Here is a 13,312-nt window from a genome sequence, read left to right on the forward strand (position 1 = left end):
GTGGGGGCTTGCCCTCTTCCTCCCTGGCGGCGCTGCGTGGCCCTGCTGTGCGCCGACTGCTCGCCCTGCGGCAGGATGAAAAACTGACGACCCGGCATGTGCGACTGATGGCCGAGTCGTTGGAGGTGACCGAGCGCACGGTGTGGCGGTGGCTTGCCGCGGCCGAGCGTGATGAAACCGCTACCGCCGCTCCGGGCTCGCGGGCCCAGAGCAGGGACCGGTTCACCGTCACCCCGGAGGTACGCCGCCTCCTCGCGTTGTGGAAGGGCAACGTTGCGGCGGTCCACCGTGAACTGACAGCCCGGGCCGCCCGGCAGTCCCAGCCCGCGGCTCCGCCGCCGTCCCTGCCCACCTTGCACCGCGCGATCCAGCGTGATCTGACGCCGGGGGAGCGGGCCGGGCTCGCCGGTGGTGAGCGGGCGGCGCGCAAGCACGATGTGTTCCTGGCCCGGCCGCGGGGCTGGCGCAACCAGGTTGGGAGACCGACCACATGCAGGCCCCGGTGCTGGTCGATGTCGACGGCACAGCGCGCAGGCCGTGGATCACGTGGTTCACCGACTGCGCCACCAACGCGATCACCGGCGTCGCCGTCACGCCGGTGCATCCTTCGCGGGAGTCGGTGCTGTCCGCGCTGCGCTCCGCGGTCCTGCGCGATGACCCCTACGGCCCGTTCGGCGGCCTGCCCGAGAAAGTGCGTGTCGACCGCGGCAAGGACTTCCTGTCCAGGACGGTGACCGCCGCGTTCGACCTCCTGGACGTGAGCGTGGAGGACCTGCCCGCCTACACCCCTCACCTCAAGGGCACCGTGGAGGGCCTCAACCGGGCGGTGGAGAGCATGTTCCTGGCCGCGCTGCCCGGCTACGCCCGCCAGCCGCGTCCCGGCAAACGGGCTTCCCGTCCGAAGGACGAAGTGCTGCTCAGTTTCGAGGACTTCACCGTCCGGCTGCTGGCCTGGACTTCGTGGTGGAACACCGAGCATCACCCCGCGCCCTTGCGGGGCAAGACTCCGCTTGAGGCGTGGCAGGACGATCCCACCCCGCTGCGGGACGTGCCCGCGGCAGATCTGTGGACGTTCACCCTGGAGGACGCCGGCACTCGCACGCTGACCACCCGCGGTGTCCGCTTCAGGAAACGCGATTACGTGGGGCCGTGGATGACCGGTCAGGCCGGTATCCAGGTCCGGGTCCGTTTCATGCCCCACCACGATCACCGGATCGAGGTCTACCATGCGGTCACCGGCCGTTACTTGGGGTCTGCGGACCTGGCCGATCAGGCCACCGAGGAACAGGTCAGCGCCGTACGAAGAGCGCGGGCCGCTCGCTCCCGCCGTCTGAAGAAGGACCTGGAGGCGTCCCAGCGCGAGCGCTACGCCGCCGCCACCCAGGCCGAGCCTCCTCGGCGGCTCGGCGCACTGACCGGTGCGCAGGCCGAGGCCGAACTCGCCCAGTCCGCCGCCGGTACCGCCCTGTCGGATCTGGCGATGCCGGACCTTATCCCGCCCGCCGCGCCCCCGGCCGACTGGCGCACCCCAGCTTCCCTGGCTGCGCTGACCACGCCGGGCCGGCCCCGCCCGCTCCCGTCCGGCCGTGACTGTGCCCCTGCAGTCCCGGACGGACCGGGCCGGCAGGCCGCACCTTCTACCACCGACGAAGACGGAGACGCCTGATGACTGCGGCCACCTACCAGTACGTCGACCTGCCCGACGCGTCCGTGGTCACCACCCGGGCTCTGCTCACTGCCCGGGAGAACATCACCGATACCGTCGCCGCGCGGGCCATGATGTGTATCCACGGCGGCGCCGGCCACGGCAAGACCCTTGCCGTCAACACCTGTCTGCGGGAACTCGAACCCGGCGAGGACGTCCGCCGGGTCACTTTCCGGGCCCGTCCCACCGCCCGCGCGGTGCGCTACGAGCTGTTCACCGCGCTCGACCTGGCCGGTGAACCGCCGCGCCACCCCAGCGAGTTCGACCGCCTGCTGAAGACCGCCCTGGCTGAGCGCCCCCGTACCTTCCTCGTCGACGAGGCCCAGTGGCTCAACGGGGAGGCGTTCGAATACTTCCGCTACCTGTGGGACGAACCCACCACCCAGCTCGCCATCATCTTCGTCGGCGGGGAGGGCTGCCACACCGTGCTGCGCCGTGAACCGATGCTCTCCTCCCGCATCTTCATCTGGCAGCACTTCACCCGACTCACCTCCAACGAGGTCCTCGAGGTGATCCCGCTGTTCCACCCGATCTGGGCCGACGCCGACCCTGACGACATCACCTTCGCCGACAGCCACGCCGCACACGGCAACTTCCGCGCCTGGGCCCAGCTGACCGCCCACACCCGCACCGCCCTGGCACGCACCGGCCGCCCCCGCGTCGACCAAGAGCTGCTGCGCTGGGCCTTCAGCCGCCTTGCCTGACCACCCCACCGCCCTGCCGCTCGCCGCGCCATCGCTGCCCGTCGCCGTGGTCATCGACCGCGATGACGACATGCTCCACACGCATACCGTCCTGGCTGCCCACCATCCGCCGTCCGGCCGGATCACCCTCCACCCCGGCCCGGGCACCACCAGCGAAACCGGCCTCGCCCACGACCTTCTCGCAGCCCTGGGTAAACCGCCCCTGCTCCCGGGCCGCTTTCCTGCCGGCCGCCAGCCCGCCTGGGAAGCCGCCGCCGCCTGGATGACCGCCCTGCCTGTCACCCGGTTGACCGTCCTGCGCGCCCACCGCCTCACCGCCCGTCGCACGATGCGCCTGCTGCAGTTACAGGCCCTCACCGGGATCCACCTGACCTTGGTCTGTCACCGCCCATACCTTCCCGCCGCCCTGCACCAGGCCCTGCGGCCGGCCGACTACTCCGTCACCGCCGACTTCGAGGCAGCCCGCCGCCACTACTACGGCACGCCTATCGCCGAAACCTCGCCTGCGGACGAGCCCGCCGGGCCAGCCGGCCGGTGGCTCACCCTGCCCGCCCTGGACCGCCTCGTCTCCTACGACAGCCCCCGCCCCTGCACTGACCCATGCGCGCCGCCCCCGATCGTCTTCCGGCACCGTCCACCGCCCGTGCCTCTCACCGCGTCCACCGCCCAGCGAATCGCTCACCGCCTGCACGCGGCGACCGCCCATCCTCGCCTGGCCGCGGCTGTTGCCGCCGCGCTGTTCACCGGTGCCTCCCTCCAGCAGCTCGCTACCGCCCGCCCTCGCGACTACGACGACACTGCGGCCACGCTCGCCCTGCACGACCGCGCCCGCTACACCGATGGCTGCGCCGCCTACCCCGTACCACCCTGGGCTGGCATCTTCTTCCGGGCCGCGGCTTGCTTCACCCGGCTCGTATCCGGCGAAAACCAGGAACTGCTCGCCGCCCCAGGCGACCGTGCGCACCTGCTGCGCGTGGCAGAGACGGCTAGACTGCGTCCGCCCCAGCCGCCCGCCGCCCGCCGCAAAGCCCCGGTCGGCCGCGTGGAGTGGGACTGGCGCGAGCGGCAGGAAGCCGAGAGATACGAAGCGACGCTGGCCAGGCACGCCAGGCCCTCGCGACGCTGAACACCCTGAGCGTTCGCTCGACGGGGCGGGCTCAGCCGATCGAGAAGCCGGCGAACTCGATGTCGCTGAAGGCGATGTGTAGACCGTGGGCGCGGCGGCCCCATTCGCGAAAGTAGGTGTGCCCCAGCGCCCGGGCCAGGATCACCGTCTGCTGCTGCTCGCCAGCACCGGCATCCCGAGCGGCGAACAGCTCCCGGGCGACCTCTCCCGGCAGGTCCTGGGTGATCCACCGCACCCGCGGATCGTCCGAGGACCCTGCCGGCGCGGCGAAACCGAATCGCGCCCGGGTATGGAAGACGAAGCCCTCCGCCTCGGCCTGGGCACGCAGGCGTGCCCGTACCCGGGGCTGCCACCGAGCCAGGACCGCCTCCTCGATCGCCCGGACCTGCAGCGGACCCGGCGCACGACGCGCTCCCGGCTTCTTCGCAGCCCACCGCTGCACAGTGCGCTGCGACACCCCCAGCACGGCGGCTACCCTCCGGGTGGAACCCCGGTGCGCCATAAGCAGAAACCGCAGGCGGGCCCCGGTACTCGAGGGAACGGGACGGGTGCGCAACGCACGCTCCAGCCCCTGCTCGATCTGTCCCACGTCCGCCACTCCCACCGGCCAACCCGACAAGGCCTGCTCCCCGCAGCGACAGTTCTCCCACTCCGCTTGGCGCTGCCCGCCAGTTCCAATATCTTCGGGACAGGATTGGCGGACGTCGGCTACGAGAGAGCTGGAGCCGACGACTAGCAGCAGCCGCGCGTGTGCGTCGTTGCCGCGCCGGGCTCCCGCGTGGGTTCCGGCCCGGTTTTTGGTGCCGCCGTGCCGCTGACGGCCCCGGCGCCGGTGCTGAAACCGGGGTCGCCAGCAGCGGTGTACGACGGGATCAGTGGGTGCCAGCTCAGCGCTGCTGGATCCACCAGATGATCCACCCGGTCCCGCTCGCGCCCACGGCGCCGGCGGAGCCGCGGAGGACGCCGTAGCCCGCCGTACGGGCGAGGGCGCGCAGGCGACAGCGGAAGCCGCCGTCCAGCAGCTGCCGCAGACGGGTCCGGATCTCGGACCAGATGTGGCACAGCTTGTCCTTGCGCGGGTGGTGCCGGGTCGACGCCGGCTGGCCAGTGCCCTTAGTCTCGTTGGACATGCTGATGGTGCCTCCTTGGAGAGTGACTGTCGGTTTCTTCACTGGGCGGCTCCCTGCTGGAACAGGGGGCCGTCGCCCGTTTGCGGGGCGGCGGCCTGCGCCGCGCCCGACCCATATGTGCCGGGCCGGGAGTCTTGGGGCCGGGACGCCGCAGCGGGCCCGGCGGTGCTCATCTCGGAATCACGGCCCCCGAGAGCACGGGGATACGGGAGCCGATCCGTAGCGCGGTGCGGGCGACGCCCTCAGGAGTCCAGGAGGTCATCGCCGCCTCGCGCTCCGTCTTGTTGACGTTCAGGTCGAACGGCGCGGCGAGAGCCCAGCGGACGTGCGTGCTCTGCCCGAGGACGGAGAAGCCGTCCAACTGCTGCTCGGAGAGGAACTCGTACAGCAGGCGCTCCTTCTTCAGCTCCTCGATGCCGCGCCCGACTGTTGACGGGGAGACCCCGTACCAGAGTGCGTACTCCCTGGCCTTGCGCAGGGCAAAGGACGGGCTGCGCTGGCTCATGAGGATGAGCAGCATCGTCTTCGCCGGCATCGAGAGCGACCGGTAGTAGTGCTGCTCCCAGTACGCGAACGGCACCTTGAAGTAAGTGCTCTTGCGGGAGCCCTCCTTGTCGCCCGACGGCAGCGTGTACGGGTCGCCGGAGCCGTCCTCGAGCAACTTGGTGATCTTCGTCATCCGGCCGTACGGCTCGGTGCTGATCAGCTTCAGTTCCTTGAGCTTGTGCAGGTGCCGGGAGACCGCGGCGCTCGCTGTGCCGTTGGTAGCGAAGGAGATCCCCGCGGCGCGGCCCCAGGTCTCGGACCGGTGAGCGACGCCCCAGTCGGCGCGCGCGGTGACGCAGTGGATCAGGAGGAAAAGGTCCAGCCGCTCGTTACTGCGCAGCATCTTGGAGAACGGGCCGGGCCGCGTGACCAGGCGGAGGCCGGGATCGGCATCCTGGACGAAGGCACGCCGGATGAGGACGGCACGGCCGGTGCGCTTGGACTGCTCCAGCAGCATCCGTATCGTGTCGTCCTGGCTCACGGCCATGTCCCTCTTGAGCACGGTCAGTTCGGTGTTCACGGAGTCCATGTTCACCGATCGGTCGTGCGAAGCGGGTGTCGAATTCCGGTGCGGCCGCTTGGCCGCCTCCCGTTCAGACCGGGCTATCGGAAGACATGGGATACCAGATGACCCCAATAGGAAATCATTGATGCCCGAAGTCGCAGGCAGGCGCGTACTTGGCACCTGGAACCTTTAACGCTTCAGATGGTGATCTTTGATGTTCTGGAGCCGGACTCTTGGATAGTTCACGCCATGACTGCGCACCTGGGAGAACACGGCGGCGAGTCCGGTTCGAGCCGGTCGCGGTGGTGACGTCTCTTCCCGTGGCTGCCGACGGCCTACGCGGTCCGTACAACTGCGCCCGTCCCGAACCCGACGGCACGAGACCCCGGGTCTGAAGAATGGGCCCGGGGTCCGGTGTGGTGGGGAGGGTGCAGTTAGGGAAAGGTTCAGTAGTCGTCCCGTTCGGAGGGCGGCCCGTACTGCTCGATGAAGTCGCAGGTGCAGGTGCCGCCCTCGTACAACTCCTGCTCGCAATCGTCATGGTGATCCCGCTCCAGCAGCGGCTTCGCCGGTACGGGCCGCGAGCTGACTGCGGCGGGCCGGGCTGGGGCAGTCTGGTCGCCAGCGCGGAACTCGATGTCCACGACGGTGAAGGCGATTTCGTCCTTGCGCCACTTCTCGGGGGAGTTGTGGTTCACCAAGCTGCCCGCGTAGGCCATGCGCAGCAGCTCGGCCTTGGTGTGATTGCGCATCAGCTCGTTCATGCGCTGCATTCGCGCGTTGCCCCGCGCCGCCTGGCGCTCTTCCTCCGTCACGGTGTCGCCCTGGTCGTGGTTCTCCTGCGTTCGTGCGTCCGACGGCGTTGGCCCGACGGAATCGTTGTCCACCGATGCCGGGCTGGACGGGGCCGGCACCGCTGCGGCCTTCGCCCAGGGCACGCCCAAAGCGGCGAGGGCGACCTGCTGCGGAGGTGAGCTTGTCCCACCTCGCCCGGGTGCTCGAAGTTCATACGCCCAGCTTCACGACCACCGGCTCCGCCTCGCCGTCGACCGCGATCTCTTCACTGTGCCCCCTCGGCACCGGCCGGTCTCCCTCTCGCTCGACCCACTGCGCGAGGGCTGTCAGGCCTCGCTGGAACGCCTGCTGCGCCTTGCTCGGGCCCTTCTCGCGGACGTTGTCGCCGGGGCGGGAGACGGGGCCTGGGCAGCCTTGATGCCCCGCGCGGTCAGCCGCTCCCGCTGCTCGGTCGAGAGCTGCGCCCAGGTGCCCGGTTCCTGTTGCCGCCACCGCCATTTGCCGAGGTCGTCGCCGTCGAAGAGTACGCCCGGCTGGATCTCGGGCAGGGTGCCGTCGGTGTCGGCGAGGTCGGCGAGGACGCGGTGGTGGCGTTGCCAGTCGAGTGGCCAGGGGCGGTTCCAGTCGGGGTCGATCGCGGTGAGTTGCTGTGCGCGCTTGGCCGCCCGCTCCGGGTCCTTGCCCAGGCCGCCTTTCCTGCGGAGGTTGGCCATGTGCTGCCCGACCGGCACCATCGCCTCGCCCTCGCCCCACACGGCGTCCTGCCTCGGGGCGAGGTGCCCTGTGGCCCGCCGGTAGGACCGTGCCGACGATCGCCTTGTTTGTCTCGCGGTCCTTGCTGGGTGCTGCCGGAACGGCCGCGGCGGCTACCTCTGCCAAGAGGTAGCCGCCGCATCGCTGAAGTTCTCACCCACTCCCTCTCATGGAGAGAGTTCAGGGATCACCAATGAGGTTCGCTCAAATACGCCTTCCACCGTCCGCGACTTGGTCTGGGTTGGAAAGGAACTGCTCGATCTCCCCGAATAGATCGTTCAGTTCAGCTTCCGCGATTTGCTCACGACTGCAGAAACGCCTCAAGAGTCGCACCTGAGGGACAGTGAAGTGTTCGCGAAACAGCCTTCTAGATGTAGCCGCATCGTCTGGAACATCGCTCACCCCCAACTCCTCTTCTAGGATCTCTACATAGTCTTTCGCGTCCTCGTCGCCGCTGGCAGCAGCCCTTCGCCACCAACCGTAAGCAGCCTTTAGATCACCGAAAGCCTCGGCGATTTCGGCGACTCTTCTTTCTTCGGCGGGCTCTAGTTGGTTTTTCGTTTCTTTGTTGAGCAGCTTGAAAAGCTCGCACAGTCGATCCCGCTGACGCCGGTCGCGCAGCAGGTCGCGCACCCGAAGCGGGTTTTCAACCGTCACGAGGCAGGCCCCGGCCGGGGGCCGGCCCGAAGGCCGGCCCTCCTGGTTGAGGGTGAGGTAAGAGACCTCACCCAACCGGTTTTCCTCGCGCAATGCCTGGTCCAGGAGCTCCAGCAGGACCAGGCGGCCGAACGCTTCGCGCTCCTCATCGAACATCCAACTGCTCATGCTGACACCTCCTCGGATGACGCAACCATTGCCTTCTCCAACCGTCGACGGGCCGCCCCGAGATACCTCCGGACGGTGTCCACTTCGACGTCCATCTCCTTCGCCACTTCCTCCAACGGAAGTTCCCTCACAATAGCGAGGTCGACAACCTTCCGTTGAGTCTTGGGCAACTCGGTGATGAACTTGTAAATCTCGGATCGGAGTTCAGCAACGAGAACTGACTCCGGGATTCCGATCGATGAAGTCCCCTCGGGGAGAACCTCCGGAGGAACCGGGATAATGGGGAGTTTCTTGTTATTCCTAAATTCGTCAACGATTACGTGTGACAGAACCTTACGACTGTACTGAACTAGTCGACTGTCACTGATGAGACCCAGGTCCGGAAATCGTTTGAATACTTTTTCCATGGTGATCTGAACCGCATCTTCAGCGAAGTTCCGGTCAGATGATTTCGCCATGGCTGCCGACATGAGAGGACGTCTCAGAGTCGTGAACCTGTTGTTCGGATCACTATCGCAAGCGGGCGAGTGCGCTTCTTCGGTCACGGTGACCTCCGACCACACATCGCCCACGGCGGCGTACCGTGGCGGGCGGTGTATACACCGGCCTCCCACGGGATCTCAGGCCAAGCCATCAGGCTCGGCTCCCTTCTGTGAGGTGTCTTCAGCGGTGAAGGCAGCGCCTTCACCCACCTACACGCTGGAAGGGCCTGAATCCGGATGCCCGCGGACGGACTTTTTTCCAAGTTCCTTGAAACCGCAGGTCAGTCCACCCGCCGGGCAGACGGATCTGTGGGACGGAAGCCGTCACAGTGACGGCTTCCGTCCCACAGATGCCCGCATGAGCGGCCTCCAGCGCGGTCGCCTCCGGCGTCAGGTCCAGAAGGAACTGCACGCCGCACGCCGCCGCGCTGGAGGCCCAGCGCTTGGCGCGGCACTACAACTTCAAGAACGCTAGGAGCGCCACGAAGGCGGCCACGCCGAGGGTGATGGCCGGGATGAGGGCCGGACTGGAAATCGCGAGGTAAGTGGCGAAGGCCGCACCCATCACCGCGATCGCGATGGGCGTGCGCTCGTTGCTGGGCACTGGACTGCCTCCAAGGCATCGTGGGCGAACATGCGTCGGAGGGCCCGGAACTATTTGCCCTCCACCCACATACACGGCGCAGGACCCCGGAACCGGATGCCTGAATGCCGGTCAGATCGCCGACACGACTAGTTACTTCGCCAGCATCACCGACGCCCCATTTCTGCGCCGACGGCGCCTGCATGTCGGTTGCCTGCTCAGCCTCGCCCCGGAGCCCGACAGTGCTCTGTGGTGGTGACGGTTTGCCACCGCCTGCACCACCTGCTGCGCTGCGCCGACCACCAGGTCCTACGAGACGGTGTATGCGGAGAGTGTTCCAGCGCTGACGGAGGCCTTAAGCAGCAGCCCCAGGGGCTTGCCCACTCAGGCGCGGCCGAGAGCATGACGCTCCGCTCCCGGCCCTGCGCCCGCCGACAGCGTCATGCCCACTCCATGCCCAGCTTCCGCAGTGCGTCGAGTTGTTCCTGGGTGAGCTTGTCGCGCCTCGATTTGGTGTTCGAGATCCATACGCCGAGCTTCACCGCCACCGGCTCCGTCTCACTGTCGACAGTGATCTGTTCGCTGTGGCCCCTTGGCACAGGTCGCTGTCCTTCCCGCTCGACCCACTGCGCGAGGGCCGCCAAGCCTCGCTGGAACGCCTGCTGCGCCTTGCTCGGGCCCTCCTTGGTCGCACGCGAGGCCGCTGGGGCCGGAGACGGCGCCTGGGCGCCCCGCACGCCCAGTGCGGTCAGTCGCTTCTGCTGCTCGGTCGACAGCAGCTTCCAGGTGCCGGGCTGTTTCTGTCGCTGGAGCCATTTGCCGATGTCGTCGCCTTCGAACAGCACGCCGGGCTGGATGTGGGGCAGGTGGCCGTCGGTGTCGACGAGGTCGGCGAGGACGCGATGATGGCGTTGCCAGTCCAGCGGCCATGGGCAGTTCCAGTCCGGGTCGATCTCCGTCAGCTGCTGCGCGCGGGCGGCGGCCCGCTGAGGGTCTTTTCCGAGGCCGTCCTTCCTGCGGAGGTTGGCCATGTGCTGTCCGATGGGCACGAGGCCTTCGGTGTCGCTTTCGCCCCAGGCTGCGTCTTGTCGGGGTGCGAGGTGTCCGGTTGCCTGCCGGTAGGACCGGAGTGCGGCGAGTTTGTTCTCCCATGCTTCCTCGCCCGGTTCCCAGATCATCCCGGCTTCCGGCAGGTCGAGCAGGGTCTTGCGCCGCTCCTCGAGTTCGCCGGCTCGCTGGGCTTTGCGCTGTTGGTGGACCCACCTGCCGAGGGGGAAGTCCTTGGTGACGCCGACTTCGGTCTCGGTGTCGTAGTGGACAGCGTGGACGCCGGTGATCTGGTTCTCCGCGCGCCAGCGGGTGAGGGCTTGGTATCCCTGCAGCCAGACCAGGGATTCGGGCCGGTAGACCCGGGTGCGCAGGAACGCGGCGATGGTTGTCGCGTCCCTGGGGCTGGAGAAGTGGAGCAGGGCGGCTTCGGCAGCGGCGGCCTGCGTGTCGTCGTGCTCCTGGTCCTCGCCGTCGCTCTCGCCGCCGGTTCCGATGATCTGGCCGTCTTTGTCGCGCTGGATGTGGATTTTGCGTTTGCCGCTGGTGAGGGCGCGGGAGGCGAGCTGTTCGACGAGTCGTTCGTCATGCGAGCGGAGTCCTTGGAGGACTGCTACGAGGGGGCGGAACGAGGCGCTGGCGATCATGTCGGTGGGGTCCTCGCCGGGTTCCAGGAACACCGGCACGATGATCCTGGCGACCTTGGTGGAGCCGTCCTTGTTGAGCCGGAGCGCCCGGCCGATGTTCTGCACGATCTCCACCTGCGAGCCACGGGTGTCGGCGAAGCACACGGCCTCCACGCCCCGCTCGCCCGTGATGTCCACGCCCTCACCGAGCACGCGAACGCTGGCGAGGAAGGCTCGGTGGACCCTGCGCCCGGTGGCGTTGATGCCGCCTGCGAACTGGCGCAGCACTTCCCGGCGTTCGGCCACCAGGTGGTCGCCGCACAGCCAGGCCGACCACACCCGGTCCGGGGGTACGTGGCGGCCGGCCTCGAGTTCGTAGAACTCCGCGTCGATGGAGGACTTCGGCAGCTTGTCGGCGGCGGCCAGGTCGTCGTCGGACGTGTCGTTGATGTACAGCTCGGCTGCGGTCTGCGGGAGCTTGTCCGCGAACGCGGCGGCTTCCTCAACTTTCTGGTGGAACGTCATGACCGTACGGAGGTTGTACGCCGCCGCGTGCTCCAACAAGGCGGTCTGCAGGAGCGCCAGGCGCCGGCCGCGCTGCGCCTCCTCCGACTCCCCGAGGACCGGCGAGGGGTCACGGATCTCCAGGACGTCGATCTCGAAACCGGCGAGGATCTCGCGCTCGATCGCCTCGCTCAGACCGAGTTCGGCCAGCCACGGCCCGTATGTGCCGTCCGGGTCGTCGGCCATGGTGGCGATCGCGGGCTCCTGGCCGCCGGTGCCTTTCTGCGGGCGGGCCGCGGCGAGGATGCGCGGGGTCGCGGTGAGGTAGAGCCGGAAGTCCGCCGGGATCCGCTGGTTGTCGTGGATTGCCGCCCACGGACGGCCAAGATCACCGGCGGTGCCGTGGGCCTCGTCCACGATCGCGAGGTGGAAGCCGTCCATGCGCTGCCCGTACAGCCGCTCTCCGCCCGCCAGAGCGGCCTCCAGCGGCCCGCGAACCTTCCGCTGGCCCGCAGGTGCGTCGATGTCCTCGCGGTCCACGAGAGAGGCGTACGTGGCAAGTACGACGACCGGTCCGTGTCCGGCCCACAGGGCGAGCTGGATCGGGTTCGTGGTGGTCCGTACCTCGAGCTGCTCCAGGACTTCGTCGTTTTCCAGTGAGCACACCGCGACCATCGGCGCCCGGTGGCCGACCATGCGCCAGGCCTCGGCGGTCTGTGCGAGCAGGTCGAGGGTGGGGACGGTGACGAGGATCCGCCCGCCCCTGAAGCACTCCAGCGCGCACGCAGCGGCGGTGATTGTTTTGCCGGAGCCGGTAGCGGACACGATCGTGCCCCGGGCACCCTGGGCGGGCACGGGTGATCTTGCGGGAAATCCGGCCCACCTTCGGAAAGCCGTTTTCTGGTCCACCTGGTGTTCCCGGAGCTGGATACCCGGCATCTGATGATCCTCCGCTCGCTCGTGTTCGAAGCCGTTTCGGGAAATCACCGGGTCGGCGTGAAGGGCGGGACGGACATCGTGCTGTCCTCGCTCACCACGATCCGGTCGGCGAGTTGCGCCAGGATCTGAGCGGGCTGGAGACCGGTCCGGCCGGCCACCGTTCGGATCAGTCGGCTGGGGGTTGCGGACAACCACAACTCCATCCGCAGCTCATCCGCCGCCTCCCGCCGCCGCGCCTCAAGGGCAGCCCGCGCCGCGAGAGCATTCTCCCGCCGTTCCGCACGGTCCTGAGCCCACGTCAAGCCCTGGGTGTCCCCCTCCGGCCCGTACGCGTCCCAACCGGCCGCGGCCATCAAGTCCCTGACACGCCGCCACTCCGCGTGCCTGGCCGCCCAGATATCGGCCAGGCGTTCCGGGTCCGTCTCGAACTCGGAGACAGAACCACCCCGCCACGACTGCTCCGCACTCTCGCGCTCGCGTACAGCGGCCTCCGAGACCTTCCCCTCAACGGCTGCGACATCCAGACCATCCGCTTGGCGCCGTACCTGATCCCGCGCCACATCCTGAGCACTCCACCTGCGATTTCCCTTTCCATTCGGAGCGAGTCGGACCCCGTCCGGGTGGTTGAGGGGTGTCCTGCGATTTCACCAATGCTACATGCAGCATCAGCAGATGATGCACTACACTCAAACCTGACACGAACGAGCGACCCCACCCCTCCCGTAGCCAGCCTGGCCCGCGAAGCGGGCCCCAGCGGTTCTGGAGGCGCAGCCGGAAGGACCGTCAGGCGGGGGAGCGCAGCGGACCCGCCCAGGAGTGCGAAGCACTCCCCAACTCCCCTACCCTGTAACCCACTAGTCGCACCGTCAGGACCCGATCGACCCCGGGCCGCGCACCGCGCGGCCTGCCGGGCGCGAAGCGGCCGGCCCCACCGCTCCTGGAGCGCAGCGGAAGGAGCCGCCCCTGCGCAGCATGGGCGCGTCCCGCAACGCGGGACGCTTCGCTTGCACATCGCGCAGCGATGTGGTACCCGCTCCGCGGG

Annotated in this window: 10 protein-coding genes and 2 pseudogenes; 3 read left to right on the plus strand and 9 right to left on the minus strand. The window is 68.4% G+C overall.

The window, feature by feature from the left end; all coding sequences use genetic code 11:
- Positions 1-47 precede the first annotated feature (47 nt).
- From ACIBLA_RS25880 to ACIBLA_RS25890, 3 genes and pseudogenes are all read left to right on the plus strand, one after another.
- Positions 48-1,666: pseudogene (locus ACIBLA_RS25880) on the plus strand (Mu transposase C-terminal domain-containing protein).
- Entirely contained in the window at positions 1,666-2,409 is a 744-nt protein-coding gene (locus tag ACIBLA_RS25885; protein ID WP_363246369.1) for an ATP-binding protein, read from the plus strand. Before ACIBLA_RS25880 ends, ACIBLA_RS25885 begins: the two are co-directional and overlap by 1 nt.
- Positions 2,410-2,479: 70 nt before the next feature.
- Positions 2,480-3,535 (plus strand): hypothetical protein, encoded by a 1,056-nt coding sequence (locus tag ACIBLA_RS25890; RefSeq protein WP_399200041.1) that lies wholly within the window; start codon positions 2,480-2,482, stop codon positions 3,533-3,535.
- A 31-nt stretch (positions 3,536-3,566) separates the two neighbouring features.
- On the opposite strand, the gene tpg is transcribed toward ACIBLA_RS25890, so the two are convergent.
- From tpg to ACIBLA_RS25935, 9 genes and pseudogenes are all read right to left on the minus strand, one after another.
- Complete coding sequence (tpg, locus tag ACIBLA_RS25895) at positions 3,567-4,124, minus strand: telomere-protecting terminal protein Tpg (protein WP_363246367.1); 558 nt, start codon at positions 4,122-4,124, stop codon at positions 3,567-3,569.
- A gap of 298 nt (positions 4,125-4,422) precedes the next feature.
- A complete protein-coding gene (locus ACIBLA_RS25900; RefSeq protein ID WP_363246366.1) occupies positions 4,423-4,665 on the minus strand; it encodes a hypothetical protein in 243 nt (80 codons plus the stop codon).
- 169 nt (positions 4,666-4,834) lie between these two features.
- Positions 4,835-5,731, minus strand: a complete 897-nt coding sequence (locus tag ACIBLA_RS25905; RefSeq protein ID WP_363246365.1) for a hypothetical protein — start codon at positions 5,729-5,731, stop codon at positions 4,835-4,837.
- Between the two features lie 431 nt (positions 5,732-6,162).
- Positions 6,163-7,317, minus strand: a pseudogene (locus ACIBLA_RS25910) (helicase associated domain-containing protein); the annotation flags it as partial.
- A gap of 151 nt (positions 7,318-7,468) precedes the next feature.
- Positions 7,469-8,089, minus strand: a complete 621-nt coding sequence (locus ACIBLA_RS25915) for a hypothetical protein (RefSeq protein WP_363246364.1) — start codon at positions 8,087-8,089, stop codon at positions 7,469-7,471.
- Positions 8,086-8,661, minus strand: coding sequence for a sigma-70 family RNA polymerase sigma factor (locus tag ACIBLA_RS25920; RefSeq protein WP_399200042.1), 576 nt, complete (start codon positions 8,659-8,661; stop codon positions 8,086-8,088). Before ACIBLA_RS25920 ends, ACIBLA_RS25915 begins: the two co-directional genes overlap by 4 nt.
- A gap of 364 nt (positions 8,662-9,025) precedes the next feature.
- Positions 9,026-9,175, minus strand: coding sequence for a hypothetical protein (locus tag ACIBLA_RS25925; protein ID WP_363246362.1), 150 nt, complete (start codon positions 9,173-9,175; stop codon positions 9,026-9,028).
- 419 nt (positions 9,176-9,594) lie between these two features.
- Positions 9,595-12,270 carry a Helicase associated domain protein gene (locus ACIBLA_RS25930; protein WP_363246361.1) on the minus strand — a complete coding sequence of 892 codons (2,676 nt, stop codon included), beginning with the start codon at positions 12,268-12,270 and terminating at the stop codon, positions 9,595-9,597.
- A gap of 44 nt (positions 12,271-12,314) precedes the next feature.
- Positions 12,315-12,830 (minus strand): hypothetical protein, encoded by a 516-nt coding sequence (locus ACIBLA_RS25935; RefSeq protein WP_399200043.1) that lies wholly within the window; start codon positions 12,828-12,830, stop codon positions 12,315-12,317.
- Positions 12,831-13,312 lie beyond the last annotated feature (482 nt).

The sequence above is a fragment of the Streptomyces sp. NPDC050433 genome (genome assembly GCF_044458565.1).
Taxonomy (GTDB): domain Bacteria; phylum Actinomycetota; class Actinomycetes; order Streptomycetales; family Streptomycetaceae; genus Streptomyces.